We start from the raw sequence: 26,462 nt of genomic DNA, 5'->3' as shown, positions 1-26,462 counted from the left end.
TCAAAGCCCTGAAATTCAGACGACAGACCCATGTGATTTATGTGGGAGTCGGGCGTCGGGCGCTGCGTCCGACGCCCGATTCGTTGGATGATGGCACCGGAGCACCACCGGCCATCCGGACGACCGGGCACCCCGACGACCGGACACCGGCACCACCGACCATCCGAGGGAAGGCGCGACGTTGTACGAGGGCGTGGTTCAGGACCTGATCGACGAACTGGGCAGGCTGCCCGGCGTCGGGCCCAAGAGCGCCCAGCGGATCGCCTTCCACGTGCTGCAGGCCGACCCGACCGACGTGCGCCGGCTCGCGCACGCGCTGCTGGAGGTCAAGGACAAGGTCCGCTTCTGCGCGGTCTGCGGCAACGTCGCGGAGGCCGAGCGCTGCCGGGTCTGCCTGGACCCGCGCCGCGACCTCGGCGTCATCTGCGTGGTGGAGGAATCCAAGGACGTCGTCGCCATCGAGCGCACCCGTGAGTTCCGCGGCCGCTACCACGTGCTGGGCGGCGCGATCAGCCCCATCGAGGGCGTCGGCCCGGACGACCTGCGCATCCGCGAGCTGCTGTCGCGTCTCGCGGACGGCACGGTCACCGAGCTGATCCTGGCCACCGACCCCAACCTGGAGGGGGAGGCGACCGCCACCTACCTGGCCCGGCTCTGCAAGCCGATGGGCCTGAAGGTGACCCGTCTGGCGAGCGGCCTGCCCGTCGGCGGGGATCTGGAGTACGCGGACGAGGTCACCCTCGGCCGCGCCTTCGAAGGGAGACGACTGCTCGATGTCTGACCGGACGATCAACCAGCAGCCCCACACCCCCCACCAGCAGTCCCACGGGGAACCGGGGGCGCACGCCCCGCACATCCACGGCCACGGCTCGGAGCCGGACGACTTCGCCGTGCAGATCGCCGACTCGGTGGAGAGCTTCGTGCTCGCCGTCACCGAGGTCGCCAAGGGCGACGAGCCGGGCAGCGCGGTCTCCCTGCTGCTCCTGGAGGTCTCGCAGCTGCTGCTGGCCGGCGGCCGGCTGGGCGCGATCGAGGACGTCGTCCCCGACGACCGCTTCGAGCCCGACGCGGGTCCCGAGCCGGACGGCGAGCAGCTGCGCGAGCGCCTCGCCGAGCTGCTCGCGCCGATCGACGTCTACCACGAGGTCTTCGACCCGTACGGTCCGCCGGAGAAGCCCAACGCCTTCCGGATCTCGGACGACCTGGCCGGTGTGGTCAGCGAGCTCCAGCACGGCCTGACCCACTACCGCGAGGGCCGGGTCAGCGAGGCGCTGTGGTGGTGGCAGTTCTCGTACCTCTCCAACTGGGGCACGACCTGTACGGCGGTGCTGCGGGCCCTGCAGTCGCTGATCGCCCACGTCCGGCTGGACAGCCCGATCGGTGCGGCGCCGGACGGTGCGGACACCGACGACGACGGGCTCACCGACGAGCAGCTGGAGCAGCAGGCGGGCGACCTGATGGTGGCCGAACTCGGCCTCGGCCGATAGCCGGTGGGCGGTAGCCGGTAGCCGGTAGCCGGTAGCCGGCAAGGGCCTGGCGGCAAGAGGCGGGCGGCGGGCGGTAAGCGATATGCGGAAGACGGCGGCCCGCCGTATGCGGTACGCGGCATTCCGTGAATCGAATGCGCCCTCGGATTGTGACGGATGCCTCAGCGGACCGGCCGGAAAAGAAATCCGGCCGGATCGCCGCCCCCCGGTCCGCCGATTCTTCGGAGTCGTGCCGAATCGCCCGCAGACCTGACGGTGGAGTCACCCGAACTGCCGCTCACGTGCTGAAACGACTGTCTCACCATATGGAAAGAGCCAGTCGGAGCACCCCTGCTCGGTAGACTGACGACGACCGCACCCCCTTCTCCCCCGGGGGGTACGGGGGCCCACCGCCCCCGGAAAAGACTTCGAGTCGAGGAGCGCACGTGGGCCTTGTCGTGCAGAAGTACGGCGGCTCATCCGTTGCGGATGCCGAAGGCATCAAGCGCGTGGCCCGCCGAATCGTCGATACCAAGAAGGCCGGCCATGAGGTCGTCGTCGTGGTGTCCGCGATGGGCGACACGACGGACGAGCTCATCGAACTCGCGGAGCAGGTGTCACCGCTGCCTGCCGGCCGTGAGTTCGACATGCTGCTGACCGCTGGAGAGCGCATCTCCATGGCGCTGCTGGCCATGGCGATCAAATCCCTGGGGCACGAGGCGCAGTCCTTCACGGGCAGCCAGGCCGGTGTCATCACCGACTCCGTCCACAACAAGGCGCGCATCATCGACGTGACGCCCGGCCGCATCCGCACCGCCCTGGACCAGGGCAACATCGCGATCGTGGCCGGCTTCCAGGGCGTCTCCCAGTCCAGCAAGGACATCACCACGCTGGGCCGGGGCGGCTCGGACACCACCGCGGTGGCGCTCGCCGCCGCCCTCGACGCCGAGGTCTGCGAGATCTACACCGACGTGGACGGCGTGTTCACCGCCGACCCGCGTGTGGTGAAGAAGGCCCGCAAGATCGACTGGATCGCCTACGAGGACATGCTGGAGCTCGCTTCCTCCGGCTCCAAGGTGCTGCTCGACCGCTGTGTGGAGTACGCCCGGCGCTACAACATCCCGATTCACGTACGCTCGTCCTTCTCGGGTCTTCCCGGGACGATCGTCAGCAACGACAACCCGAACAAGCCCGAAGGGGGCGAGATGGAGCAGGCCATCATCTCCGGAGTCGCCCACGACACCTCCGAGGCCAAGGTCACCGTCGTCGGCGTGCCCGACAAGCCGGGCGAGGCGGCGCGGATCTTCCGCGCCATCGCCGACGCGGAGGTCAACATCGACATGGTGGTGCAGAACGTCTCCGCCGCGTCGACCGGCCTGACCGACATCTCCTTCACCCTGCCGAAGACCGAGGGCCAGAAGGCCATCGACGCGCTCGGCCGGGTCAAGGAGGGCATCGGCTACGAGTCGCTGCGCTACGACGACGCGATCGGCAAGATCTCGTTGGTCGGCGCGGGCATGCGCTCCAACCCGGGCGTGACCGCGACCTTCTTCGAGGCGCTGTCCGCCGCGGGCGTCAACATCGAGCTGATCTCCACCTCGGAGATCCGCATCTCGGTGGTCACCCGTGCCGATGACGTGCCGGAGGCGGTCCGCGCCGTGCACAGCGCCTTCGGCCTGGACAGCGAGAGCGACGAGGCCGTCGTCTACGGCGGCACCGGGCGATGACCCGGGAGCGGAGCGGGAGCAGCGGGCGATGACCCGGGCACCCGGCCGGGACGCCGGGCGGTGACCCGGCGTCCGAACCTCGCCGTCGTCGGCGCCACCGGCGCGGTCGGCGAGGTGCTGCTCGGGCTGCTCTCCCTCCGTCAGGACGTCTGGGGCGAGATCCGGCTCGTCGCCTCCCCGCGTTCGGCCGGCCGCGAGGCGGTGGTGCGCGGGGAGGCGGGCGAGGTCGTCCCGCTGACCGAGGAGGCGTTCGCGGGGACCGACGTCGCGGTGTTCGCCGTCCCCGGACCGGTCTCCGCCCAGTGGGCGCCGATCGCGGCGGCCAAGGGCGTCGTGGTGATCGACGGCTCGCCCGCCTTCCGCACCGTCGAGGACGTGCCGCTGGTCGTCCCCGAGGTCAACGCGGCGGCGCTGCGGATCCGCCCGCGCGGCATCGTCGCCAGTCCGGCCGGCACCACCCTGGCGATGATCGCGGCGGTCGGCGCGCTGCACGCCGAGTACGGGCTGGCGCAGCTCGTGGTCGCCTCCTACCAGGCCGCCGCCGGCGAGGGCCGGGACGGAGAGGCGGCGCTGCGCGCCCAGACCGGGCTGGTCGCGGGCACCGGAGTCGGCGGGCAGACCGGCGACCTGCGCGCCCTGGTCGCCGATCAGGGACCGTTCGCCGCCCCGCTCGCGCTCAACGCGGTGCCCTGGACCGGCGGGCTGCGCGAGGGCGGCTGGTCCGCCGAGGAGGCGGGCATCCGCGACGAGTCCCGCAGGGTGCTCGGCCTGCCCGCCCTGAAGGTCTCGGCGACCTGCGTCCAGATCCCGGTCGTCCGCACCCACGCGCTGGCCGTGCACGCCCGCTTCGAGCGCGAGGTGACCAGGGAGCACGCCCAGGACATCCTGCGGGACGCGCCCGGCGTGGTCCTCTACGACGACCCGGCGGCGGGCGAGTTCCCGACGCCGAACGACGTGGTCGGGACGGACCCGGTCTGGGTCGGGCGGGTCCGGCGGGCGCTGGACGAGCCGGACGCGCTGGACCTCTTCCTGTGCGGGGACAACCTGCGCAAGGGGGCGGCGCTGAACCTGGTGCAGATCGCGGAACTGGTGGCGGGAGAGCTGACGGCGGGGCGTCCCGCGGAGGCGGCGGAATAGCGTTCCGGGGCCCTCGCGTGTTCCGGTGTGCCCGCTTGTGTCCACAGCTGTGTCCATACCTGTGTTCGCTCCTCGACACAATCTGTCCGGAATCCCGTGGGAATCCCCTGGAGGCCCGTTCCGTCGATACGGAAGAATGGCCCCCGGGCTGGGCAACCATGACAGGGGATCGAGTGTCCAACGTGCGTGGCGAACGTGATGGTGGGGGCAAGGGCGGGCATCCCGGCGAGAGCCGCGACGGCCTTCCCTTCGCGCGCCCCGTGGTCTGCGAGTAGGCCGGAAGAAGACCAGATGACGGCGGCCGCACCCGGTGCGGCGGACTCCGGTGCCGGTACCGACGCGGGTACCAGCGAGGACCTGCTCACCGCGACCTATCAGGCGCACTACCGCTCGCTGCTGCGGCTCGCCGCGCTGCTCCTCGACGACCTCTCGACCTGTGAGGACGTCGTCCAGGAGGCGTTCATCCGGGTGCACGCCGCCCGGCGCCGGGTGCGCGAGCCCGAGAAGACCCTGGCCTACCTGCGCCAGACGGTCGTCAACCTGTCCCGCTCCACGCTGCGCCGCCGCATCCTCGGACTGCGACTGCTGCCGAAGCCCATGCCTGACATGGCCAGTGCAGAAGAAGGTGCCTACGATGCCCTGGAGCGTGACCAGTTGAAGGCCGCGCTGCGTGGTCTGCAACGCCGTCAGCGGGAGGTTCTGGTGCTGCGTTACTTCGTGGACATGACGGAGGCGCAGGTCGCCGAGACCCTGGGCATCTCGATCGGCTCGGTGAAGGCCTACGGCTCGCGCGGACTCGCCGCCCTCCGCGTCCAGATGGAGGCCGGACATGGCTGAGGCGGACGGCGGCCGGCGGCGGCCGCTGGACAGGGCTTCCGGCACTTCCGGTCCTGCCGGTCCCTCCGGTCCTCCGGGCGGTTCCGGTGCCGCTGGTACGTCCGGTGACTCCGGTGCCCGGGGCGCGGACGGGGCGGCGGAGTTCCCCGGCCTGTCCTCCGAGGAACGGGCGCTGCGGGAGCTGATGCACGGCGCGGTCTCCGGCATCCAGCCCGTGCCCGGCGGGCTGCCGCGGATCCGGCGGTCCGTGCCCCGTCGGCGGGCCACCCGGCGCGGTGCCTGGACCGGAGCGGCCGCCCTGGCCTTCATCGTCGCGATCGGCCTGCCCGTCCTGCACGAGGGCGAGCACCTCGGGCTCTCCGGCGGCCCGGGCTCGGCCGCCGCCAAGAGCCCGGCCGCCGTTTCCCCCAGCGGCACCGCCGAGCACACCGCCGGCGACGCCGGTACGGCCTCGCACGCGAGCCCGAGCGGCACCGGCGAGGTCTCGCCGCCGCCCGGCACCACCTCCGCCCCGCCCACCTCGGGCGGCGAGTCGGCGCGCACCGGTGGCGTCGTCGTGCCCACCGGCACGGCCGGCACGGCGGACGACGGCATCGTCCCGCTGTGCGCCCGGGCCGACCTCGGCGAGGGCGCCGCGCAGGTCGGCACGGCCGACGCCGCGGGGCGGATCTACGGCTCGTTCACCGTCTACAACGTCTCCGGGCGCAGCTGCCGGCTCGGCGGGCCGGGGGCGGTGGCGGTCACCGCCGTCAGCGGCGGCGACCGCGGCCGCGTCCGCACCGCCGACCACGCCCCGGGCGACCCGGCCGCCGGACTGCCCGCGATGGACGGGGAGGCGCCGTTGCTCGCGCCGCGGGCCGGGTACCGGGTGCCGTTCGCCTGGGTCCCCGACCAGGCCTGCGCCGACTCGGACCCGGTGACCCCCCCGTCGAAGGGCGTCAACTACAAGGTGGCCCTGCGCTCGGACGTCCCCGCCGCCGAGTCCGGCGCCCCTGCCTCCGGCGCCTCCGGCGCCCCCGGGGTACCCAGCGCCAACCCGCCGGCCTCCCAGTCCCCGTCGGCGGCCCCCAGCACGACCTCCAGCCCGACGGCGACCCCGACCGGCAACCCGACCACCGCGCCGGCCACCGCCACCATCGCCCACACCCCGGCCCCCGGCAGCCCCGCGGCCGCCACGGTGACCCTGCCGGTGTCGTGCAGCGGCACCGTCTACCGCGGCGGCGTCCAGGGCGTGGGCGGTCCGGCGCCGCAGCCGTCGGGCTCGCCGACTGCGCGGTGACGGGCGGCGGCCACCGGGCGGCGAACGGCGGGAACCGCGCACCGGTCGGCAGCCGCGAACGGGCCGGACGTCGCCGTGTCCGGGGCCCGGGGGGTCGGGCGGATGTGAGGAGTGGTTACCGTGGGGGGTGTGTACCGGTTCCTCCTGACCCCGAGATGGCTCGGCGGCACCGTCGTGGCCGTGGCTGCCGTGGCGGTGTGCCTGTGGCTGGGCTCCTGGCAGCTCGGCCGGTTCGAGGACCGGGTGTCCACGCACCAGGAGACCAAGCAGTCGGCCGCCGATTCGGGTGACGCCCGGCCGCTCGACGCGCTGCTCAACCAGACGACCCCGCAGGTGAACACGGAGACCGTCGGCAAGACCGTCACCGTGACCGGCGGCTACGACACCGAGCACCAGCTGCTCGTGCCCAACCGCGTGATGGACGGCAAGCAGGGCTACTACGTGCTCACCCCGCTGCGCACCGCCGACGGACACGCCGTCGCCGTGGTGCGCGGCTGGGCGGCCGGGGACCCGGGGGCGGGCGCCGCCGGGCCGCCGCCTGGCGGGCAGGTGACGGTCACCGGGCGCTTGCAGGCCAACGAGACCGTGGGCAGCAACGGCGCGGTCGCGGGCGGTCTGCCCACCGGGCAGCTCGGCATGATCAACCGGGCGTCGCTGCTGAACGTGCTGGAGTACGACGGCTGGTACGACGGCTGGGTGGCCGTCGACGACGCGCCCGCCGGGCTGGCCCCCGTACCGACCGTGCAGCCGCAGGGCGGGGACGGGCTCACCCTGCGCGCGTTCCAGAACCTGGGCTACACCCTGGAGTGGTTCGTCTTCGGCGGGTTCGTGGTCTTCATGTGGTACCGCCTGGTGCGCCGCGAGGCGGAGGCGGAGCAGGACCGGGTCCTCGGGCTGGACCCGGTCCTGGACTGACGTTCCGGAGCGCCCCCGGGCTCAGCGCTTGGTCGGCAGGGCCGGTGGCGCGGTGGGCTTGACCGGCGGTGGCACGGTCGGCGGCGCGGTCGGGGCCGGTGTCGGAGGCAGCGGCTGGGTCGGGGACGACGAACCGGTGGGCAGCGGCGTCGGCTCGCCGTGGCAGTGGCCGTTGCCACTGCCGTTGGTGTCGTCGGAGTCGTAGTGGTCGGTGTGGTGGTGCACGGTGCGACCGGACTTCGACCCCTTGGAGCCCTTCGAGCCCGAGGAGCCCTTGGACCCGCTCGACCCCTTCGACCCCTTGGCGAGTTCGACGGTGCCGTCCTGTTCGGTCGCCGCGTACACCGCCGGCAGGACGGCCGTGCCGGTGCCCGACGCGCTCGCCCTGGTCGCGGTGGCGGGCGGTGCGGCGGAAGAGGGTACGGCGCCGGCCGGCGTCGGGGCGGACGGCGCCCCGGTGGGCACGGCGGGCGGCACCGCGGTACTCGTGGGCAGGACGACCGGCGGGCCGGTCGGGGGCGGGCAGGCCGCGTTGTCGCCGTCCGAGCTCGAACAGCCGGTGAGCACCAGGGCTCCGACGGCCGCCACCCCCGCGAGCGTCAGCAGACGTCTCACACGGTCCCCCCGGCCGCGGTGTGTCCGTCCGCGGTGTGTCCGTCCGCGGTGTGCCCGTCCGCGGTGTGTCCGTCCGCGGTGTGTCCGTCCGTGCCCAGGTACCGCCGGACGAAGTCGATCTCCAGCCGCAGCTGCCTGATCCGCTCCTCCACCACCAGCGAGCCGTGCCCGGCGTCGTACCGGTACACCTCGTGCGGCTTGCCGAGCCGCTCCAGCCGCTCGACGTAGTTCTCGATCTGCCGGATCGGGCAGCGCGGGTCGTTGACCCCGGCGCTGATGTAGACCGGCACCCGCACCTGCTCGACGTAGGTCAGCGGCGAGGAGGCGGTGAAGCGCTCGGGGACCTCCTCCGGGGTGCCGCCGAAGAGCGTGCGGTCCAGCGACTTGAGCGCCTCCATCTCGTCGGCGTACGCGGTGTGGTAGTCCGCGACCGGGACGGCGGCGATGCCCAGCGCCCAGCTGTCGGGCTGGACGCCGAGGCCGAGCAGGGTCAGGTAGCCGCCCCAGCTGCCGCCGGTGAGCACCAGCCGGTCCCGGTCGGCGAGGCCGCTCTCGACCGCCCACGCGCGGACCGCCGCGATGTCCTCCAGCTCGATCAGCCCGACCCGCTCGTGCAGGGCGTCCGTCCAGGCCTGGCCGTAGCCGGTCGAACCGCGGTAGTTGACCCGGACCACCGCGAAGCCGTGGTCCAGCCAGGCCGCGGGACCGGCGGCGAAGGAGTCGCTGTCGTGGTGGGTCGGGCCGCCGTGGATCTCGAACACGGTCGGGTACGGGCCCTGCGCGGGCGTCGCCGGCCGTTGCACCAGGGCGTGCACCCGCCCGCCGGGGCCGTCCACCCAGACGTCCTCGACCGGGACCGAACCGGGCGGCACCGCGCCGGGCGCCCGCAGGACGACCGTCCCGGCGGTGGAGCGGACGGCGGAGGGCTCGGCGGCGGAGGACCACAGGTACTCGACGGTGCCGTCCGGACGGGCGGTGGCGCCGCCGACGGTGCCGCGCGGGGTGTCCAGGCGGGTCAGAAGGCCGTCGGAGAGCGCGTACGAGAACAGCTCGCTGCGCGCCTCGTACTCGTGCTCCACCAGCAGTTCGGCGGCGCCGGGGCGCCACTGCGCGGAGACGTCGCCGGGCAGCTCGCGGCCCTGCTCGTCGCGCAGCGGCAGGGCGGTCTCGGCGCCGGTGGCGACGTCCCAGACCATCGGCTCCCAGCGGCCGGTGCGCTGGTGGGCGACCAGCAGACGGGTGTCGCCCTCGACCGGGGCGAAGCCCAGGCAGGCGACCCCGCGCGGCTCGTCCCGGCCGGTGACCTCGTCCAGCTCGGCGACGGTCTCGACGCCGCCGTCCCCGGTGAGGCGCACGACCCGGATCGCGGAGTGCATCGCGTCACCGTGCTCGGTGTGGTCGATGGCGAGCAGCGTGCTGTCGTGGCTGAGGTCGCCGATGCCGCCGTACTCCTCGTGCCGGTAGATCTCGACCGGCTCGGCGCTGCCCGGGCGGCGCAGGTGCAGGGTGGTGCCGTGCTCGTCGGTGGAGCGGCCGACGACCACCGTGCCGTCGCGGCCGACGGCCAGGCCGGCCGAGTAGGAGGGGGCGAGGCCGGGCACGGCCTCCTCGTCGGGGCCGCCCGCGAACGGCTGGCGGCGCCAGACGCCGAACTCGTCACCGTCGTGGTCGTCGAACCACCAGACCCAGTCGCCGTCGGGGGACAGCTCGGCGTCGGTGGTGCCGTTCGGGCGGTCGGTGACCTGGCGGTGGGTGCCGGTGGCGCGGTCCCAGGCGTAGACCTCGTAGGTGCCGGTCGCGTTGGACACGTACAGCGCCCGGTCGGGGGCGTCCTCGGCCCAGTCGGGCAGTGACACCCGGGCCGCCCTGAACCGCTGCTCCCACGCCGGTACGGCGCTCTTCTCCTCGCTCATCCGACCATCCAACCCGATCGGGGGGAGCGAAGGGAACGGGCGGGCGGGCTTCGGGCCACCCGCCCGGTGCGCCGGGGGCCGCCGGAGGCCGCCGGGGTTCCGTCGGCGGCTCTCGGCGGCGGCCCGCGTCGGGCGCCGGGCCGGGCGTCCACGAACGCCCGGCCCCGGTATCCCGACCTGCCGCGGTCCGCCGTCCTCCAACGGGCGCCGCACCAACAGAGGTTGACGACCAACCGGGCCGTCGCCCAGGCACTGCCGGACGGTGACCGCCGCACCTGGCACCTCGCCCTGGCCGCCACCGCCCCGACGCCGCCGGCGCCGGCATCGACCCGGTGTACGCCGCCCGGCTCCCCGCGGCGGTTCTCGACGCCCTGCTGAAGGCGCCTCAGCGGCAGCGCCGGAGAGGCCGCTCTCCCTGCGGATTTCTCCGGGAATTCTCCCGAGAGCCCCGGGAGAAACAGTCAGGGCCGGTGTCCCTTGCGGGACACCGGCCCTGAGCTGGTGTTACTGGGTCGGGGTGGCGGGATTTGAACCCACGGCCTCTTCGTCCCGAACGAAGCGCGCTACCAAGCTGCGCCACACCCCGGTCTTGCGTTTTGTTGCTCTGTCTCCGTCGCAACGAGTAGAACTCTACCGGACGCTCGCCGAGACGCGAAATCCGGTTTCGGGCGGGCGTCCGGCGGGGGTCAGCGGGGGGCCGGGGTGAGGGTGAGGAGGGTGGCCTCGGGAGGGCAGGCGAAGCGGACGGGGGTGTAGCGGTTGGTGCCGCAGCCGGCCGAGACGTGGAGGTGGGAGCGGTGGCCGCCCGCCGTGTGGGTGGAGAGGCCCTTGACCCGGCGGGTGTCGATGTCGCAGTTGGTGACCAGCGCGCCGTAGAAGGGGATGCAGAGCTGGCCGCCGTGGGTGTGGCCGGCCAGGATCAGCGGGTAGCGGTCGGCGGTGAACGCGTCGAGGACCCGCAGGTAGGGCGCGTGGACGACGGCGAGGGAGAGGTCGGCGTCGGGGGAGGGGCCGCCGGCGACCTCGCTGTAGCGGTCGCGGCGGATGTGCGGGTCGTCGAGGCCGGTGAACTCCAGGTCGAGGCCGTTCACGGTGAGGCGGCCGCGGGTGTTGGTGAGGTCGAGCCAGCCGGCGCCGTCGAAGCCGTCGCGGAGCTTCTCCCACGGGTTGTGGACGGCCCCGCTGATGCCGCGGCTCGCGGTCCCGTCGGGGTTGTTCATGCCGTGGACGCCGCTGCGCATGGCCTGGAGGTAGCGCGCCGGGTTCTTGCGGGCCGGGCCGTAGTAGTCGTTGGAGCCGAAGACGTAGACGCCGGGGAACTCCATGAGCGGCCCGAGCGCGTCGAGGGCGGCCGGGACGCCGAGCGGGTCGGAGAGGTTGTCGCCGGTGTTGACCACCAGGTCGGGGCGCAGGCCGGCCAGGCTCTTCAGCCAGCGCTGCTTCTTGCCCTGTCCGTTCACCATGTGGATGTCGGACACCTGGAGGACCCGGATCGGCCGGGCGCCGCGCGGGAGGACGGGGACCTCGATCCGGCGGAGGCGGAAGGCCCGGACCTCGTACCCGACGGAGTAGGCGAGGCAGGCGGCGCCGGCGGCGGCGATGCCGAGGGGAACGGAGTGCAGCGGTCGCATCAGTCCATGCTCTCAGACGGTCGATCAGCTGCCACCCGCCCGGAGCCGGCAGAGGAGCCGGCTGGGGAGGCAGCGGCGGAAGGGGGAACGGCGGCGGCGGGCTCCTCGGAGTCGCGGCGGGCGCGCAGGGCGCGGACCTTGTGGCGGTTGCCGCAGCGCTCCATCGAGCACCAGCGCCGCCGGCCGGGCCGCGAGGTGTCGACGAAGATCAGCCGGCAGTCGTCCGCGCCGCACTCCCGGACCCGGTCCGCGTACGGGCCGGTCAGCAGGGCGATGGCGTCCCGGGCGAAGGTGGAGGCCAGCTGCGCGCCGTCGGCGGGCAGGGGGGCGGCCCCGGTGCCGTCCGGGGCGATCCGGGGGACCAGCGGCGGGTGCTCGGCGGCCCGGTTGAGGACGGCGTAGTCCTCGGGCGTGCCGGTGGTGCCGCGGGCGTGGGCGGCGGTGAGGCGCCAGAGCGCGTCGCGCAGGGCGCGGGTGCCGGCGAGCCCGGCGGGGGAGATCCGGACCGCCTCGGCGGGCAGCCGCAGCCGGGAGAGCGGGAGCCAGCCGGCGAGGTCGGCGGGCCGGTGCAGCACCTCGTACCGGGCGTACGGGCCGGGGCCGCCGGTGGTGAGCAGTTCGAGGCAGAGGGCGCCGGGGTCGAAGTGGAAGCGGCCGCCCCCGGGGGGCGTGAGGACCAGCCCGTCGTCTCCTTCGGTCATGCGATCAGGATAGGCGTAACCGGAAATGGGGGTTACTGGGAATGGCGGTCACTGGGAGCGGGGGGCACCGGGAGGGGAGGCCGCGCCCAGGAGGGCCGGTGTCAGGCTCCGGATGTCCCCGCGCAGCTCGCCGGCGGTCAGCGCCGCCCACATCACCCGGCGCCGCGGCTTGCCGCTGGAGGTGACGGCGATCCCGCCGCGCGGCATCTCGACCGCGAGCAGGTCCGCCTCGTGGCCCAGGGCCTCGGCGAGCACCGAGTGGGCGGCCGACTGCCAGCGCGGCTCCGGCTTCTCCAGGACGACCACGCCGGTCGGACGGTCCTCCCGGTGGCCGAGCAGGATCGCCACCCGCCGCTGAGGGATGCCCAGTTCGTGCAGCCGGGCCTCCAGGTTCTCGGCGAACACCATCCGGCCGCGGATCCTGACGCCGTCGCCGATCCGGCCGACGACGAAGAGCTGACCCCCGCTCATGAAACCCGCGTCGCCGGTGCGCAGCACCCCGCCGCCCAGCACGGTGCCGGAGGCGGTGACGATGTCGTCCCGGTAGCGGGTGCCCACGGTGCCGCCGCTGACCAGCACCTCGCCGACCACCCGGTCCGGCACCTCGTCACCGCGGTCGTCGACCACCCGCACCCGGACGCCGTCCAGCGGCCGCCCGCAGCCGACGTAGCGGCCCGCCTGCTCGCCCTCCAGGTCGACGGTCGTCCAGCCCTCGCCGATCGGCAGGCCGGTGACCGCCAGGGTGGCCTCCGCCCCGCCGTACGCGGGCAGCAGCGCGCGCCGGTCGAAGCCGTACGGGCCGAGCAGCTTCTCGAAGTCCTCCAGCACCTGTGGGTCGATCCGCTCCGCGCCGAGGATCAGCGAGCGGACGGATCCGAAGTCCAGGCCCTCCAGCTGCTCCGGCCGGACCCGGTTCAGGATGTAGACCAGGCCGAAGTTGGGCATGGCGGTGAGGGAGAGCTTGTTCTCGCTGAGGCAGCGCAGGTAGCGCAGCGGAGAGCGGAGGAAGTCGTCCGGTTGCAGCATCCAGCCGTCGCAGCCCACGGTGACGAAGCTGACCAGGCAGCCGATCAGGCCCATGTCGTGGTGGACCGGCAGCCAGGAGACACCGGCGTCGCCGGGCAGCCACTGGGTCCAGCGGTGGATGGCGTTCACGTCGTTGCGCAGCGCGTCGTGTCCGATCAGGACGCCGCGGGAGCGGCCGCTGGAGCCGGAGGTGAACTGGAGCAGCGCGAACTCGGCCGGGGGGTACGGTTTCGAGGCCGGTCCGACGCCGGCGACGAGTGCGTCGAAGAGCACCGGGGCGGGCAGGTCGAGACCCTCGGTGACGCCGCGCACCAGGGCCAGGGACTCGTCGTCGCAGACGATCACCGCGGGCCGCGCGGTGGTGAACAGGGCCCGTGCGCGCTCGGCGTACGCGCCGCGGCGCTGGAGGGCGAACGGCGGCGCTATCGAGCACGGGGTGCAGCCGGCCGCGATGGCGCCGAAGAACGTCGCCACGAAGCCGGGGCTGCACCGCTGGACGACGGCCACCACGTCGCCGTCGCCGGCTCCGGCGGCGCGCAGCGCCTCGGCGGTGCGCAGCACCTGCTCGGCCAGGTCGGCGTAGCTGTGGAAGTCCCAGGAGTCGCCCGGTCCGGCGAAGCGGAGGCCGCGTTCCTCGGGGGCCTCCTCGATCCAGTCCAGCAGGGCCCTGTCGGGGGTGCTCATTGACCGATTCCTCCCAGATCCTCGCGTCATCCGGAGCAAACTGGTGCCGCCCACGCGGAATCCTCCGGTTCCTTCGGGCGGGAGGACAGGAATCCCAGCGGGCAAGTCCGTCCCGGGGGCACCGGGGACCGGCAAGGCAGGTTGCCGGTCGCTTTCCTGGCCGACGCCCGCGGCGCGGGCCCGGCGTCGGCGGCGACGAACCGGCGATGAACCGGCGACGAAACGGGCGCGGCATCGGTGCGAAACCGGCGGAGGCGACCGGCGGGGAGAAGAGCGCGCCCCGGAGCACACGCAGGGACCGGAGCACACGCAGGGACGGGAGCGCGGGCAGCACGGACGGTACGGGCGTGGGGGCCGGCCTCAGGCCGGAATGGCGTTGACGTACTCGCGCATCATCCGGGGCACCCGGTACGCGTACTGGTGGCCGCGGTTCACCTGGACGACGGAGAAGTCGACCAGCTCGGCCAGGACGTCGAGGTTGCGGGAGGGCTCCAGCGCGTCGTCGACCGGCTCCTGCCGGACGTCCTCGATGGAGAAGTCCTCCGGGAAGCGGGAGAACCGTCTGAGCGCCCGGCGCTGCCGTTCGTCGAGCAGCCCGTACGCCCAGGCGAGGCTGCGGTGCAGCGAGCGGTGGTGGGAGAGCCCGCCCACCTCCTCCTGGCCCAGGATCGGCAGCACCCGGCACTCCTCCACCAGGACGCGCAGCGGCACCGAGCGCATCCGGAACGCGGCGTTCTCGATCGCGAGCGCCAGACCGCCGAGGCGCCGGCACAGCTCGACCACCTGGGGCATCTGGTCGCTGAGGTCCAGTGTCGGGACGACCGAGTGCACCCGGCGGCAGAACAGTTCGGCGGCGGGTGGGCAGCCGTACAGGCCGTCCGGCTGGTCGACCGACAGCGGCGACACCTCCCACAGGTCGGCGGGGACGCCGGCGGGTGCCCGCAGCGAAGTGATCACGATGTGCAGCGCGGGGTGCCGCTCCAGCAGCGCCCTGACCTGCCGGGCCACCGTGTCGATGATGTGCTCGGCGTTGTCGACGACCAGCAGCATCTGCATCTCGGGGCTGGTCCGAGGGTCGCGGTCGAAGCTCCGGAACAGGGTGTCGAGCGCGCGCTGGGCCTGGGCCGAGGCGGCTGCCGGGTCGACGCCCTCGGGGGTGACCGAGCCGAGTTCCAGGACCGCGACGCCGTCCCGGAAGCGGTCCAGGAGGTGGGCGGCAGAGTCCAGCGCCAGCCGGGTCTTGCCGACTCCGGCCGGTCCGGTGAGCACCAGCGGCCGGCCGGGGCGCAGGGCGGTCACGACGTGCAGCAGGTCGGCCTGGCGGCCGACGGTGATGTCCGTCTTGGGGCGCAGCCCCTGCCACCGTGCGGTTTCCGGGATCGCGGCGGCCGGGGCGAGCAGGCGGGGCTCGGGCCGTGCGGGCAGCAGCCCGGCCGGGGTGCCGGGCCGTCCGGCCTGGGACATCAGGACGTCGCGGTTGGTCGCCGCGGAGAACAGTGCCCCCACCAGGAGTTCCACGGAACTGCGCCGCGGATTCCTGATGGCACCGGTTTCCAGATTGCGAATGGTCCGGACACTGACATTGGAGTGCTCGGCTAATTGCTCCTGGCTCCAGCCGACCATCTTCCGTTGCGTTACCAACATCGAGCGAAGCTGATTGTTGTCCATTCCCCCGCGCTTCCTGCTGTCGTGAGCAGAATACAAGTCAAGAACAAGTCAAGAACTCGATGCGCCGTTTCGCGGCGCCGGTCACTCCGAAAACGATCGCTCCGGCCGGGCGACCGGTCGGAGCGCAGGCGTGGGCGCTCGTACCGGGCTCGGGCCGCAGTGCGCACGGTTCGCGGTCCGCGCGGGCCGCGACGGGCGTGGGCCGCACGGCGCTCGGGCCGCAGTGGGTCGGTGCCGTGGAATAATGAATCGGGGACGTGGTGACGGTTTGTCGCAGCTGTTCGGCCGCGGTCTTCGGCAGTGCTTTTGCGGTGAGGTGATCGCCGCTCGGGGGCTGCTCGGGCGACGCGCGAACGAGTGTACTACGCGGGTAAATTCCGGGAAGCGTCCGCAGCGTTCGAGGTGCCCCTCCGACACCGGCAACTTCGCGCGGTTTCCGGCAATTCCCGGCCTTTCGACCGGGTGCGTGCGGGCATTTTCGGCCACCGTGGCCCGATTCCTTCGGCCGTTCCCGGCCTTGATCGCCGATTGTTCACGGACCCGGCCGTCGCCTGTTCACGGACTCGACCTCCGCCGTTCCCGGGTCGGATCGGCGTCGCCCGACGCGCCGCCGGGCGACGGACGGCCGGTGTCGCCGGGGCATACTCGTTCATCTGCGAAAACCCGCTGGATGCCTGCGGGAAACCCGGTTGAGCCCACCCACGGCCGAAGGATATGAAGAGGAAATGACAACGCTCAAGGAGCAGCTGCACGAGGACCTCACCGCTGCCATCAGGGACCGGAACGAGCTGCACTCGTCCACCATCCGGCTCACGCTGGCCGCCGTCACCAGCGAGGAGGTGGCGGGCAAGCAGAAGCGCGAGCTGTCCGACGCCGAGGTGCTGAAGGTGATCGGTCGCGAGGCGAAGAAGCGCCGGGAGGCGGCCGAGGCCTTCGACACCGCCGGCCGGACGGAGCAGGCGGACCGGGAGCGGGCGGAGGGCGAGGTGCTGGCGACGTACCTGCCCAAGCAGCTCTCCGACGAGGAGCTGGCCGCGATCGTGGCGGCCGCCGTGGCCGAGAGCGGCGCGAGCGGCCCGCAGGCGATGGGTGCCGTCATGAAGCTGGTGAAGCCCAAGGTCGACGGTCTGGCCGAGGGGGGCCGGGTCGCCGCCGCGGTGAAGGCCGCCCTGCTCTGACCCGCCCTGCTCTGACCCGACCCGGCCGGGGCCGCCCCGCCCTGCTCCGGCTCGACCCTTCCGGGCCCGTAGCATCCGGGCCCGTCCGGGCCTGACCTGGGCGGTCGGGCCCGCCCCCGGCCCCCGCGAGGCGGCGGCGCACTGGCCTGAATCGAGTGTTCCGGTGCCGCCGTGCGGCGCCCGGCCGCCCGTTCCGCCCGCGGCCCCGCCCCCGGCGCCCGGCAACACGCCGAAGGGGCGCCCTCCGCACTGGAGGGCGCCCCTTCGGCATGCTCGTCCGCCGAGCGCGGGGAAGGCCGGTCAGCCGTTCCCGTTGCCGCCGTGCCGGCCGTTCCCGTTCCCGTTGCCGGGCCCGCCGATGCCGGGCGGGAAGGTGAACCCGCCGGGCAGTCCGCCGGGCAGCCCGCCAGGAAGACCGGTGGTGCCGCCCTGCTGCGGCTGCTGCGGCGGCGGGGGGTTGCCGGCGGGCGGCTGGGCGGCGTTCGGGTCGGCCGGCGCGGTGGTGGCCCCGGGGGGAGTGACCGGCTGCGGGTCCGGGATGCTGGCGGTCTGGATCGGCTCCAGCGGGGTGCCCTTGAGCGCCTGGTTCATCGCCAGCGCCCAGATCGGCCCGGGGCCGGTCGCGCCGAACACGTCGTCGAAGTGCTTGCCGCCGATGTTGATGTTCTTCATCTTGACGCCGCCGGCCGGGCCGCCGAGCCAGACCGCGGTGGCCAGCGACGGGGTGTAGCCGTTGAACCAGGCGGCCTTCTTCTCGTCGGTGGTACCGGTCTTGCCGGCGATCTTTCGGCCGTCGTCCATGGTCAGGGCGGCCGCGGTGCCCTTCTCGGTCACGTTCAGCAGGACGGCGTTGAGCGAGTCCGCGGTCTGGTCGGAGAAGGCCTGGCTGCACTGGGCCTGCGGGACCGCGATGTCCTTGCCGTCCACCGTGGTGATCTTGTTGATCGCGACCGGGGTGCAGTACTTGCCGCGGGCGGCGAAGGTCGCGTAGACGTTCGCCATGGTCAGCGGGGAGAGCTCCAGGGTGCCGAGGACCATCGAGGGCACCTCCTGGAAGGCGTCGCCCTTGGCGGACTGGGTGATACCCAGCTTGTTCGCCATCTGCTTCATAGCGCAGAGGCCGACCTGCTGCTCCATCTGCACGAAGTAGGTGTTGATCGAGCGGGCCATCGCCTCCTTCAGCTGGTACGGCCCGACCTCGTTCTCCTGCTCGTTCTTCACCGTCACCTTGGGCCGGTCGGTGTTCTTCCAGGTGCCCGAGCAGGTGGACATCTGCGGGTACTCGATCTTGTTCTCGGACGGGAACGACTGGGTGTTCGACATGCCCGACTCCAGCGCCGCCGCGGCCAGGATCGGCTTGAAGGTCGAACCGGTCTGGAAGCCGTTGCCGCCGCCCATCGCGGCGTCCACGTTGAGGTTGACGACGGTCTGGTTCTTGTTCGGGTCCAGGCCGTACGGGCGGGTCTGGGCCATCGCCAGGATCTTGCCGGTGCCCGGCTCCATCATGGTGGCGGCCGCCGACACCTGGTCGGTCACGTTGACCTTCGAGGTGACGGCGTTCTGCGCGGCGGTCTGCTTGTCCGGGTCCAGCGTGGTGTAGATGTTCAGGCCGCCGGTGTTCCACACCTTCTTGCGCTCGTCGGCGCTCTTGCCGAACGCCGGGTCCTGCTTGACCACGTGGCGGACGTAGTCGCAGAAGAAGCCCATCCCGGCCTTGGCGGTGATGCAGCCGTTCTGCGGGTCCTTGTACTTCAGACCCAGCGGGGCGGCCTTCGCCTCCTTCGCCTGGTCCGGGGTGATGTGCTTGTTCTCCAGCATCTTGTCGATCACGACGTTGCGGCGCTTGACCGTGTTCTCGGGGTAGCGCACCGGGTCGAAGGACGACGGGTTCTGCACCATGCCGGCCAGCGTGGCGGCCTCGGCGACGGTCAGGTCCTTGTTGCTCTTGCTGAAGTAGCGCTGGGAGGCGGCCTCCACCCCGTAGGCCTGGTGGCCGTAGAAGGTGATGTTGAGGTAGTTGGTGAGGATCTGGTCCTTGCTCAGCTCCTCCTCCAGCTTGATGGCGACCTTGAGCTCCTGGATCTTGCGGCCCAGGGTCTTGCGCTGGGCCTCCAGGACGGCGGCCTGGTCGTCGCCGGCCTTCTCCACGTTGACGTTCTTCACGTACTGCTGGGTCAGCGTCGAGGCGCCCTGGGAGGTGGTGCCGCTCTCGGCGTTCTTGCTGACCGCGCGCAGGATGCCCTTGAGGTCGACGGCGCCGTGCTCGTAGAAGCGGGCGTCCTCGATGTCGACCTGGGCGTACCGCATGAACGGCGACATCTGGTCGGCGGGGATGACCGTGCGGTCGCGCTCGTACACCTTGGCGATCAGGCCGCCCTTGGCGTCGAAGATCTGGGTCGCCTGGGTGAGCGGCGGGGTCTTGAAGTCGTCGGAGACGCTGTCGAAGCTCTCCGCGGTGTCCTTGGCGGTCAGCCCTATGGCGCCGACGGCGGGCAGGGCGAGGCCTGCCAGCAGGAGTCCGGAGAGCACGCTGACGCCCAGGAACTTCACGCCGTTGCCGGCGTGCTCCAGCGCTGATCCGCCGGAGCGGTCGCGAGGAGCTCCGGTGTTGCCTGGGGGCTGGGGTGCCTGGGGGCGCTTCGGTGCCATGGGGAGAACCCTACGTCGCGGAATCCCGCACACCGGGGCAGGTGTTCGCCTAGGCTTGTCACAAGCTTGCGACAGCTTCGGTGCGTCAACATCGTTCACTCGTGTGGGCGAGGAGACTTGCCCGAATTACCCGCCGATGGCCGGATTTTGAGGCAGCTGTGGCCTGCTGTACCCCTGTGGCCGGTCACGCTCCGTGGTGACGTCTGTGGCGAGGGTGAGGGTTCGGTCCTTGGCAAGGTGTACGACCTGCGATCACTCCAACGAGTGAGCTGATAGATACCCATAGTCCGATCGGGTCATGCGAGATTGAGCCCGAAGGGGCTGTTGCAAGCTGTCGTTCTTCCGTAACGTCCTCAACTGGCAACGGTGAACATGCCGTTGCCGCCGTGGGGGAGCCTCGATACGGGAGAGGACGGCGCCGGGATGGGCTGGGTTGACGACTGGAGTGCGCAGGCCGCCTGCCGCACGAGTGATCCGGACGAACTGTTCGTCCAGGGGGCGGCGCAGAACCGCGCGAAGGCGGTGTGCAGCGGTTGTCCCGTCCGGACGGAGTGCCTCGCGGACGCCCTGGACAACCGGGTGGAGTTCGGGGTGTGGGGCGGGATGACGGAACGCGAGCGCCGGGCGCTGCTGCGCCGCCGCCCGACCGTCATCTCGTGGCGGAGGCTGCTGGAGACGGCACGCACCGAGTACGAGGAGTCCCTCGCGACCGGCGTGATACTGACGGACTACGCCCAGGCGGGCTGAGCCCGGCCGCACCACGCGGTCCGGGCCGGTCGGCCCCGCGGGCGCGGACTACACCGCGCCGTTGAGCCGGTCCCCGATGGCCCGCAGTCCGTCCAGGTCGTGCACGTCGCCCGGCAGCGCCGGCACCTCCACGATCGGCACGTCCGGGTACACCGAGACGAAGCGGTCGCGGGTACGGCGTTCGCGCCCCACGATCTGCATCCGCTCGGCGTGCAGCCGCAACAGACCTGCCGCGAGCAGCTCCGCCTCGGGTGAGGTGTGCTCCGAGCCGTTCTCCTCCAGGGCCTCGGCGGCTGCCAGCGCCCGCTCCGCGGTGAGCTGCGGCGCGCCCGTGCCGTGCACCCGGTTGAGCACCAGCCCGGCCAGCGGCATCCGGTCCGCGGCCAGCCGGTCCACGAAGTACGCCGCCTCGCGCAGCGCGTCCCGCTCCGGCGCGGCCACCACCAGGAACGCCGTGCCCGGCGCCTTGAGCAGCTGGTACGTGCGGTCCGCGCGCTCGCGGAAGCCGCCGAACATCGAGTCCATCGCGCTGACGAAGGTCTGCACGTCGGTGAGCAGCTGGGCGCCGAAGATCTTGCCCAGGGTGCCGGTGAGCAGGCCCATCCCGGCGTTCAGGAACCGCATCGCGCTGCGCCCGCCGACCTTGGCCGGGGCGGTCAGGATCCGGATCACCCGGCCGTCCAGGAAGGACCCGAGCCGGTTGGGCGCGTCCAGGAAGTCCAGCGCCGAGCGGGACGGCGGGGTGTCCACGACGATCAGGTCCCACTCCTCGGCGGCGCGCAGCTGCCCGAGCTTCTCCATCGCCATGTACTCCTGGGTGCCCGCGAAGCCGGCCGACAGGGACTGGTAGAAGGGGTTCTCCATGATCGCCCGGGCCCGCTCGGGCTCGGCGTGGGCCAGCACGACCTCGTCGAAGGTCCGCTTCATGTCCAGCATCATGGCCTGGAGCTCCCCGGTGCCGGTGACCCCCTTGACCACCCGCGGAGTGTTGTCCAGCTCGGTCAGGCCCATCGACTGGGCGAGCCGGCGGGCCGGGTCGATGGTCAGCACCACGACCTTGCGGCCGCGTTCGGCCGCCCGCAGGCCGAGCGCGGCGGCGGTGGTGGTCTTGCCGACGCCGCCGGAGCCGCAGCAGACGATGATCCTGGTCTTCGGGTCGTCGATCAGCCCGTCCACCGCGAGCCGCTGCCCGGTGCTCCGGACCCCGTTGCCTGTCGCGCCGGTGCCGTTGGTGGTCATGCCGCCCCCTGCCGCTTCAGTTCGCCGGCCAGCCGGTACAGCCCGCCGAGGTCCACGCCCTCGCCCAGCAGCGGCAGTTCGTACGTCGGGAGCCGCAGCTGCTGGATGTCGGCGCGCTGCGCGCGCTCCAGCTCGACCCGCTCGGCGTGCTCCCTGGCCTGCTCCAGCAGCGGGTCGAGCAGCGGCTCCACCGCCGCCCTGACCTTCTCCGCGGTGCGCGGGCGGCCGCCCAGCCCGGCCTCCCCGAGCGCCAGGGCGACCTCCTCGCGGTGGTCCCCGTCCACCGCGGCCACCGCCGCCGCGTCCAGCACCGGCGGCCTGACCAGGTTGACCATCACCCCGCCCACCGGGAGCGCCGCCTCGCGCAGCTCCCCGATGCCGTCCACCGTCTCCTGCACCGGCATCTCCTCCAGCAGGGTGACCAGGTGCACCGCGGTCTCCGGCGACTTCAGCACCCGCATCACGGCCTGCGCCTGGGTGTGTATCGGGCCGATCCTGGCCAGCCCGGCGACCTCGGCGTTGACGTTCAGGAACCGGGTCAGCCGTCCGGTCGGCGGGGCGTCCATCACCACCGCGTCGTAGCGCCGCCGGCCGTCCCGCTCCTTGCGCCTGGTCGCCTCGCAGGCCTTGCCGGTGAGCAGGACGTCCCGCACGCCGGGCGCGACGGTGGTGGCGAAGTCGACGAAGCCGACCTTCTGGAGCGCCTTCCCGGCCCGGCCGAGCTTGTAGAACATCTCCAGGTACTCCAGCAGCGCCAGCTCGGTGTCGATCGCCAGCGCGAAGACCTCGCCGGCGCCGGCGTCACCGGCGGGCAGTCCCAGCTGGGTGCGGGAGACCGAGGCGATCCGGCGCTCCTCGTACGGCAGCGCGGCGATCCCGAACAGCTCGGCGATGCCCTGCCGGCCCTCGACCTCGATCAGCAGCACCCGCCCGCCGTCGGCGGCGAGCGCCAGGGCCAGCGCCGCGGCCAGCGTGGTCTTCCCGGTGCCGCCCTTGCCACTGACCACGTGCAGCCGGACGCCCTCCCAGTCGGGGTCGCGCCGGTCCGTCTGGCCGGGGGTGCGTGCCACGCTCCGTCTCCGTCCGTCTCCGTCCTGCGGGCGTTCCCTCCTGCCGAGGGTGCCCCTCGCCAGGGTGCCCTCCCGCGAGGGTAACCAGGGACCGCGCCGGATGCCCGGAGCACCGGGGCCGCCAGGCCTGATCATGCCCTCTTTGTGCCCCACCTCACACGCCTCGCGGCCGGCGGAGCGGATCGCCGCGACGGCTCGTCTAGAGTCTGGCCATGACCAAGTGGGAATACATGACGGCGCCCCTGCTGGTGCACGCCACCAAGCAGATCCTGGACAACTTCGGCGAGGACGGCTGGGAGCTCGTCCAGGTCGTGCCCGGCCCGAACCCGGAGCAGCTGGTGGCCTACTTCAAGCGGGAGAAGAACGCATGAGCAAGGTCGAGGAGAAGCTCGCCGAGCTGGGCCTGACCCTGCCGCCGGTGGCCGCCCCGGTCGCCGCGTACGTGCCGGCCGTGCAGTCCGGCGACCTGGTGTTCACCTCCGGCCAGCTTCCGGTGGTCGGCGGCAAGCTGCCGACGACCGGCAAGGTCGGCGCCGAGGTGTCCCCCGAGGAGGCCAAGGAGCTCGCGCAGATCTGCGCGCTGAACGCCCTGGCCGCCGTGAAGTCGGTGATCGGTGACCTCGACCGGATCGAGCGGGTCGTCAAGGTCGTCGGCTTCGTCGCCGCCGCCCCCGACTTCATCGCCGTCCCGGCCGTCGTCAACGGCGCCAGCGAGCTGCTCGGCGCGGTGCTGGGCGAGGCGGGCGTGCACGCCCGCAGCGCCGTCGGCGTCGCGGTGCTGCCGCTGGACGCCCCGGTCGAGGTCGAGCTCCAGGTGCGGGTCAAGACCGCCTGAACGTGATCGCGGAGGCGGGGCCGGGCCTGTCCGGCCCCACCTCCGTGTTGCCGGGGTGTGTCCGATCGACCGGTGAGCCTGGCGGGAATTGTCGGACACGCCCTAGCATCCGGGCATGGACCATCGAGCGACGACGCTCCCGATGCCGCCCGGCTGGCCTGCCCGGATCCGGGCGGTCGAATCCGGCGCGGTGACCCCGCCGCTGCCCAGGCCCGCCGCGACCGTCGTGCTGCTGCGCGACACCGCCGAGGGGCCGGAGGCCTACCTGCTGCGCAGGCGCACCTCGATGGCCTTCGCGGCCGGGATGTACGCCTACCCCGGCGGCGGGGTGGACCCGCGGGACGCCGAGGTCGAGCCCCGCTGGGCCGGGCCGGCGCCCGAGGAGTGGGCGCGTCGGCTCGGGGTGGACGCCGGGACGGCGCGGGCGGTGGTCTGCGCGGCGGTCCGCGAGACCTTCGAGGAGGCCGGCGTGCTGCTGGCCGGCCCCGACGCGGACAGCGTCGCCGCGCCGCGCGACTGGTCCGCCGAGCGGGCCGCGCTGGAGGCGCACGAGCTGTCCTTCGCCGAGTTCCTCCGGGACCACGGCCTGGTGCTGCGCAGCGACCTGCTGGGCGGCTGGGCCCGCTGGATCACCCCGGAGTTCGAGGAACGGCGCTACGACACCTGGTTCTTCGTGGCCGCGCTGCCGGCCGGCCAGCGGGCGGCCCTGGAGGTCGGCGAGGCCGACCGGGTCGCCTGGCTGACCCCCGCCGAGGCGGTGCGGGGCCACCGGGAGGGCCGGTTCGGGATGCTGCCGCCGACCGTGACGGTGCTGCGCGAACTGTCGCCGGTGCGGACCGCCGCCGAGGCCCTGGCCGTGGCCGCCGACCGCCCGCTGGCCCCGGTGCTGGGCCGGGCCGAGGTCCGCGGGGACCGCCTGACGGTCCGCTGGCCCGGATACGAGGAACTGACCATCGACGGGGAGTTCCCCGAGGGCTCCTGACCGTTCCACCGACCGGGACCACCCGTCCCGACCCGCAGGGCCCGCACGACCTGCACGACCCGCAAGATCCGTACGACCCGTACGACATGACCTTCCCGCACCTCCGCAGAGAGAGGACCGACGCCCGATGACCCACGACGACGTGGCTCGCCGGACGGCACCCGAGATGCCCGCCCGCCGCCTGATTCCCCGTGTCCCCGCCTGCGACAGCCAGGCCCCGTTCGTCGAGGTGGCGCAGCGGGCCCTCGTCCGGGCGCTGCCGCTGCGGGCCCTGCACCGAGACCTCGGAGGCGGCCGGTGAGCGGACTCCTGCCGGGTGACCCCGCCGCCGTCGTCGGCGGCGAGGCCACCCCTCGGGCGCTGTGCGTGCTGGCGCCGAACCCGTCGCCGATGACGCTGGACGGCACCAACACCTGGCTGCTCTCCGAGCCCGGCTCGGACCTCGCGGCGGTGATCGACCCGGGCCCGCTGCACGAGGGCCACCTGCGCCGGGTGATCGACCTCGCGGAGGAGCGGGGCAAGCGGATCGCGCTGACCCTGCTCACCCACGGCCACGCCGACCACTCCGAGGGCGCGGCGCGCTTCGCCGAGCTGACCGGCACCGAGGTGCGGGCACTGGACCCGGCGCACCGGCTGGGCGCGGAGGGCCTGGTGGGCGGACAGCGCCTGGACGTCGGCGGCCTGGACCTGCGGGTGGTGGCCACCCCTGGGCACACCTCGGACTCGCTGACCTTCCACCTGCCGGACGACGGCGCGGTGCTCACCGGGGACACCGTGCTCGGCCGCGGCACCACGATGGTGGCGCACCCGGACGGCCGGCTCGGGGACTACCTGGACTCCCTGCGCAGGCTGCACACCATGGCCTCCGACCAGGGCGTGCGGACGGTCCTGCCGGGCCACGGCCCGGTGCTCGCGGACGCGCTCGGCGCCGTCGACTACTACCTGGCCCACCGGGCCGCCCGGCTCGCCCAGGTGGAGACCGCGGTCGAGGACGGCTGCCGGACCGCGTCCGAGGTGGTGGCCCGGGTCTACGCGGACGTGGACCGGGCGCTCTGGCCGGCCGCCGAGCTGTCGGTGCGGGCCCAGCTGGACTACCTGGTCGAGCACGGGCTGATCCCGGGCCAGGGCGGCGACTGACCGCGCCGGGGCGGCGACCGACCCGGGGAACGCCGAAGGGCCCGTCCGATCCGGACGGGCCCTTCGGCGTTCGCGGGCGTCAGCGCGAGCGGCGCGACAGCCGCTCGACGTCCATCAGGACCACCGCGCGCGCCTCCAGCTTCAGCCAGCCACGGCCGGCGAAGTCGGCGAGCGCCTTGTTGACCGTCTCGCGGGAGGCGCCGACCAGCTGGGCCAGCTCCTCCTGGGTGAGGTCGTGGGCGACGTGGATGCCCTCCTCGGACTGCACGCCGAACCGGCGGGAGAGGTCCAGCAGGGCCTTGGCGACGCGGCCGGGCACGTCGGAGAAGACCAGGTCGGACATCACGTCGTTGGTGCGGCGCAGACGGCGGGCGATGGCCCGCAGCAGCGCGATGGAGACCTCGGGGCGGGCGTGCAGCCAGGGCTGGAGGTCGCCGTGGCCGAGGCCGAGCAGCTTGACCTCGGTCAGCGCGCTGGCGGTGGCGGTGCGCGGGCCCGGGTCGAACAGCGACAGTTCGCCGATCATCTCGCTGGGGCCGAGCACGGCCAGCATGTTCTCGCGGCCGTCCGGCGAGGCGCGGTGCAGCTTGACCTTGCCCTCGGCCACGACGTACAGCCGGTCGCCCGGGTCGCCCTCGTGGAACAGCGACTCCCCACGGGCGAGGGTGACCTCGGTCATGGAAGCGCGCAGCTCGCCGGCCTGTTCGTCGTCGAGTGCCGCGAAGAGTGCGGCGCGCCGCAGAACGTCGTCCACGTGCTTCCTCCTTCTCGGCCGTACGGCGGGTGGGCCGTCCGGCACAAGTTCCGTTCAGTGTTCTGCATCACCAAGCATGGCGCATGTCGCTCCGATCATATGAGGAGGGGGTGTGCGGAGGTGTGCCGTGCGGGGCCATTCGTACCGGCGGGTCACCGTGCGGGCCCGGTGGCGGGAGCCCCGGGGCGGCCATCGGACGAACGCTTGTCCGGTCTCGTCGAACAGTGGCCGACCGCATATGCTTTACGGGTAAATTATCTGCTAATCTTTTG

General features: G+C 73.0%; 24 protein-coding genes, 1 tRNA gene and 1 pseudogene. 14 read left to right on the top strand and 12 right to left on the bottom strand.

All coding sequences use genetic code 11. From position 1 onward, the window contains the following. Positions 1–181: 181 nt before the first annotated feature. From recR to ACIQOW_RS07045, 7 genes are all read left to right on the top strand, one after another. On the top strand, positions 182–781 hold the full coding sequence (gene recR / locus ACIQOW_RS07075) for a recombination mediator RecR (protein WP_401080554.1): 600 nt from the start codon (positions 182–184) through the stop codon (positions 779–781). Continuing rightward, complete coding sequence (locus ACIQOW_RS07070; RefSeq protein ID WP_401080552.1) at positions 774–1,487, top strand: DUF5063 domain-containing protein; 714 nt, start codon at positions 774–776, stop codon at positions 1,485–1,487. The genes recR and ACIQOW_RS07070 overlap by 8 nt, the downstream gene beginning before the upstream one ends. 425 nt (positions 1,488–1,912) lie before the next feature. Then, positions 1,913–3,193, top strand: coding sequence for an aspartate kinase (locus tag ACIQOW_RS07065; protein ID WP_401080550.1), 1,281 nt, complete (start codon positions 1,913–1,915; stop codon positions 3,191–3,193). Positions 3,194–3,253: 60 nt separating this feature from the next. Then, a complete protein-coding gene (locus ACIQOW_RS07060) occupies positions 3,254–4,330 on the top strand; it encodes an aspartate-semialdehyde dehydrogenase (protein WP_401080548.1) in 1,077 nt (358 codons plus the stop codon). Between the two features lie 291 nt (positions 4,331–4,621). After that, positions 4,622–5,167: a SigE family RNA polymerase sigma factor gene (locus tag ACIQOW_RS07055; RefSeq protein WP_401080546.1), complete on the top strand. Its 546-nt coding sequence runs from the start codon at positions 4,622–4,624 to the stop codon at positions 5,165–5,167. Further along, the gene (locus ACIQOW_RS07050) at positions 5,160–6,446 is read left to right on the top strand and encodes a hypothetical protein (protein ID WP_401080544.1); all 1,287 of its coding nucleotides are present in this window, start codon (positions 5,160–5,162) and stop codon (positions 6,444–6,446) included. The genes ACIQOW_RS07055 and ACIQOW_RS07050 overlap by 8 nt, the downstream gene beginning before the upstream one ends. Positions 6,447–6,575: 129 nt before the next feature. After that, entirely contained in the window at positions 6,576–7,361 is a 786-nt protein-coding gene (locus ACIQOW_RS07045; protein ID WP_401080542.1) for an SURF1 family protein, read from the top strand. 21 nt (positions 7,362–7,382) lie between these two features. On the opposite strand, the gene ACIQOW_RS07040 is transcribed toward ACIQOW_RS07045, so the two are convergent. The 8 genes and pseudogenes from ACIQOW_RS07040 to ACIQOW_RS07005 all read right to left on the bottom strand — a co-directional run. Then, positions 7,383–7,976, bottom strand: a complete 594-nt coding sequence (locus ACIQOW_RS07040) for a hypothetical protein (protein WP_401080540.1) — start codon at positions 7,974–7,976, stop codon at positions 7,383–7,385. Further along, positions 7,973–9,889 (bottom strand): S9 family peptidase, encoded by a 1,917-nt coding sequence (locus tag ACIQOW_RS07035; RefSeq protein ID WP_401080538.1) that lies wholly within the window; start codon positions 9,887–9,889, stop codon positions 7,973–7,975. Before ACIQOW_RS07035 ends, ACIQOW_RS07040 begins: the two co-directional genes overlap by 4 nt. A gap of 512 nt (positions 9,890–10,401) precedes the next feature. Beyond that, positions 10,402–10,475, bottom strand: a tRNA-Pro gene (locus ACIQOW_RS07030). 100 nt (positions 10,476–10,575) lie between these two features. Next, a complete protein-coding gene (locus tag ACIQOW_RS07025; RefSeq protein ID WP_401080536.1) occupies positions 10,576–11,520 on the bottom strand; it encodes a metallophosphoesterase in 945 nt (314 codons plus the stop codon). Continuing rightward, positions 11,520–12,221, bottom strand: coding sequence for a CGNR zinc finger domain-containing protein (locus tag ACIQOW_RS07020; RefSeq protein WP_401080534.1), 702 nt, complete (start codon positions 12,219–12,221; stop codon positions 11,520–11,522). Before ACIQOW_RS07020 ends, ACIQOW_RS07025 begins: the two co-directional genes overlap by 1 nt. 48 nt (positions 12,222–12,269) lie before the next feature. Beyond that, positions 12,270–13,931, bottom strand: coding sequence for an AMP-binding protein (locus ACIQOW_RS07015; RefSeq protein ID WP_401080532.1), 1,662 nt, complete (start codon positions 13,929–13,931; stop codon positions 12,270–12,272). A 360-nt stretch (positions 13,932–14,291) separates the two neighbouring features. Next, complete coding sequence (locus tag ACIQOW_RS07010; RefSeq protein WP_401081384.1) at positions 14,292–15,437, bottom strand: ATP-binding protein; 1,146 nt, start codon at positions 15,435–15,437, stop codon at positions 14,292–14,294. Next, positions 15,438–15,554, bottom strand: a pseudogene (locus ACIQOW_RS07005) (multiprotein-bridging factor 1 family protein); the annotation flags it as partial. It abuts the gene before it with no gap. A gap of 770 nt (positions 15,555–16,324) precedes the next feature. Here ACIQOW_RS07005 and ACIQOW_RS07000 point away from each other — a divergent pair. Continuing rightward, on the top strand, positions 16,325–16,777 hold the full coding sequence (locus ACIQOW_RS07000; RefSeq protein WP_188295898.1) for a GatB/YqeY domain-containing protein: 453 nt from the start codon (positions 16,325–16,327) through the stop codon (positions 16,775–16,777). Between the two features lie 300 nt (positions 16,778–17,077). Here the strand turns inward: ACIQOW_RS07000 and ACIQOW_RS06995 are convergent, their stop codons facing one another. Beyond that, entirely contained in the window at positions 17,078–19,426 is a 2,349-nt protein-coding gene (locus ACIQOW_RS06995) for a transglycosylase domain-containing protein (protein ID WP_401080530.1), read from the bottom strand. 423 nt (positions 19,427–19,849) lie between these two features. Between ACIQOW_RS06995 and ACIQOW_RS06990 the strand changes: the two genes are divergently transcribed. Continuing rightward, positions 19,850–20,173 (top strand): WhiB family transcriptional regulator, encoded by a 324-nt coding sequence (locus ACIQOW_RS06990; protein WP_030240986.1) that lies wholly within the window; start codon positions 19,850–19,852, stop codon positions 20,171–20,173. A gap of 48 nt (positions 20,174–20,221) precedes the next feature. On the opposite strand, the gene ACIQOW_RS06985 is transcribed toward ACIQOW_RS06990, so the two are convergent. Next, on the bottom strand, positions 20,222–21,412 hold the full coding sequence (locus tag ACIQOW_RS06985; RefSeq protein WP_188295896.1) for an ArsA family ATPase: 1,191 nt from the start codon (positions 21,410–21,412) through the stop codon (positions 20,222–20,224). Then, entirely contained in the window at positions 21,409–22,482 is a 1,074-nt protein-coding gene (locus tag ACIQOW_RS06980) for an ArsA-related P-loop ATPase (RefSeq protein ID WP_188295895.1), read from the bottom strand. The genes ACIQOW_RS06985 and ACIQOW_RS06980 overlap by 4 nt, the downstream gene beginning before the upstream one ends. Before the next feature lie 212 nt (positions 22,483–22,694). On the opposite strand from ACIQOW_RS06980, the gene ACIQOW_RS06975 reads away from it, so the two are divergent. From ACIQOW_RS06975 to ACIQOW_RS06955, 5 genes are all read left to right on the top strand, one after another. Next, a complete protein-coding gene (locus ACIQOW_RS06975; protein WP_094743074.1) occupies positions 22,695–22,853 on the top strand; it encodes a DUF4177 domain-containing protein in 159 nt (52 codons plus the stop codon). Continuing rightward, a complete protein-coding gene (locus ACIQOW_RS06970; RefSeq protein ID WP_401080527.1) occupies positions 22,850–23,317 on the top strand; it encodes a RidA family protein in 468 nt (155 codons plus the stop codon). The genes ACIQOW_RS06975 and ACIQOW_RS06970 overlap by 4 nt, the downstream gene beginning before the upstream one ends. Positions 23,318–23,432: 115 nt before the next feature. Next, positions 23,433–24,299 (top strand): NUDIX hydrolase, encoded by an 867-nt coding sequence (locus tag ACIQOW_RS06965; protein WP_401080525.1) that lies wholly within the window; start codon positions 23,433–23,435, stop codon positions 24,297–24,299. Positions 24,300–24,426: 127 nt separating this feature from the next. Beyond that, complete coding sequence (locus ACIQOW_RS06960) at positions 24,427–24,600, top strand: hypothetical protein (RefSeq protein ID WP_188295892.1); 174 nt, start codon at positions 24,427–24,429, stop codon at positions 24,598–24,600. Further along, the gene (locus ACIQOW_RS06955; protein ID WP_401080522.1) at positions 24,597–25,436 is read left to right on the top strand and encodes an MBL fold metallo-hydrolase; all 840 of its coding nucleotides are present in this window, start codon (positions 24,597–24,599) and stop codon (positions 25,434–25,436) included. The genes ACIQOW_RS06960 and ACIQOW_RS06955 overlap by 4 nt, the downstream gene beginning before the upstream one ends. A gap of 79 nt (positions 25,437–25,515) precedes the next feature. Here the strand turns inward: ACIQOW_RS06955 and ACIQOW_RS06950 are convergent, their stop codons facing one another. Then, positions 25,516–26,190, bottom strand: a complete 675-nt coding sequence (locus ACIQOW_RS06950) for a Crp/Fnr family transcriptional regulator (RefSeq protein ID WP_030240972.1) — start codon at positions 26,188–26,190, stop codon at positions 25,516–25,518. Positions 26,191–26,462 lie beyond the last annotated feature (272 nt).

It is taken from the genome of Kitasatospora sp. NPDC091335, assembly GCF_044757205.1.
Taxonomy (GTDB): Bacteria; Actinomycetota; Actinomycetes; order Streptomycetales; family Streptomycetaceae; genus Kitasatospora.
Note: the sequence above shows the minus strand (reverse complement) of the source record. Positions and strands in the feature narration are given on the sequence as shown.

Bases quoted from the DNA above. Each gene is read 5' to 3' on its own strand.
- ACIQOW_RS06995 (WP_401080530.1), bottom strand. From the start codon at position 19,426: ATGGCACCGAAGCGCCCCCAGGCACCCCAGCCCCCAGGCAACACCGGA.
- ACIQOW_RS06990 (WP_030240986.1), top strand. From the start codon at position 19,850: ATGGGCTGGGTTGACGACTGGAGTGCGCAGGCCGCCTGCCGCACGAGT.
- ACIQOW_RS07035 (WP_401080538.1), bottom strand. From the start codon at position 9,889: ATGAGCGAGGAGAAGAGCGCCGTACCGGCGTGGGAGCAGCGGTTCAGG.
- ACIQOW_RS06965 (WP_401080525.1), top strand. From the start codon at position 23,433: ATGGACCATCGAGCGACGACGCTCCCGATGCCGCCCGGCTGGCCTGCC.
- ACIQOW_RS06985 (WP_188295896.1), bottom strand. From the start codon at position 21,412: ATGACCACCAACGGCACCGGCGCGACAGGCAACGGGGTCCGGAGCACC.
- ACIQOW_RS06975 (WP_094743074.1), top strand. From the start codon at position 22,695: ATGACCAAGTGGGAATACATGACGGCGCCCCTGCTGGTGCACGCCACC.
- ACIQOW_RS07050 (WP_401080544.1), top strand. From the start codon at position 5,160: ATGGCTGAGGCGGACGGCGGCCGGCGGCGGCCGCTGGACAGGGCTTCC.
- ACIQOW_RS07025 (WP_401080536.1), bottom strand. From the start codon at position 11,520: ATGCGACCGCTGCACTCCGTTCCCCTCGGCATCGCCGCCGCCGGCGCC.
- ACIQOW_RS07015 (WP_401080532.1), bottom strand. From the start codon at position 13,931: ATGAGCACCCCCGACAGGGCCCTGCTGGACTGGATCGAGGAGGCCCCC.
- ACIQOW_RS07020 (WP_401080534.1), bottom strand. From the start codon at position 12,221: ATGACCGAAGGAGACGACGGGCTGGTCCTCACGCCCCCCGGGGGCGGC.
- ACIQOW_RS06970 (WP_401080527.1), top strand. From the start codon at position 22,850: ATGAGCAAGGTCGAGGAGAAGCTCGCCGAGCTGGGCCTGACCCTGCCG.
- ACIQOW_RS07070 (WP_401080552.1), top strand. From the start codon at position 774: ATGTCTGACCGGACGATCAACCAGCAGCCCCACACCCCCCACCAGCAG.
- ACIQOW_RS06960 (WP_188295892.1), top strand. From the start codon at position 24,427: ATGACCCACGACGACGTGGCTCGCCGGACGGCACCCGAGATGCCCGCC.
- ACIQOW_RS07055 (WP_401080546.1), top strand. From the start codon at position 4,622: ATGACGGCGGCCGCACCCGGTGCGGCGGACTCCGGTGCCGGTACCGAC.
- ACIQOW_RS07000 (WP_188295898.1), top strand. From the start codon at position 16,325: ATGACAACGCTCAAGGAGCAGCTGCACGAGGACCTCACCGCTGCCATC.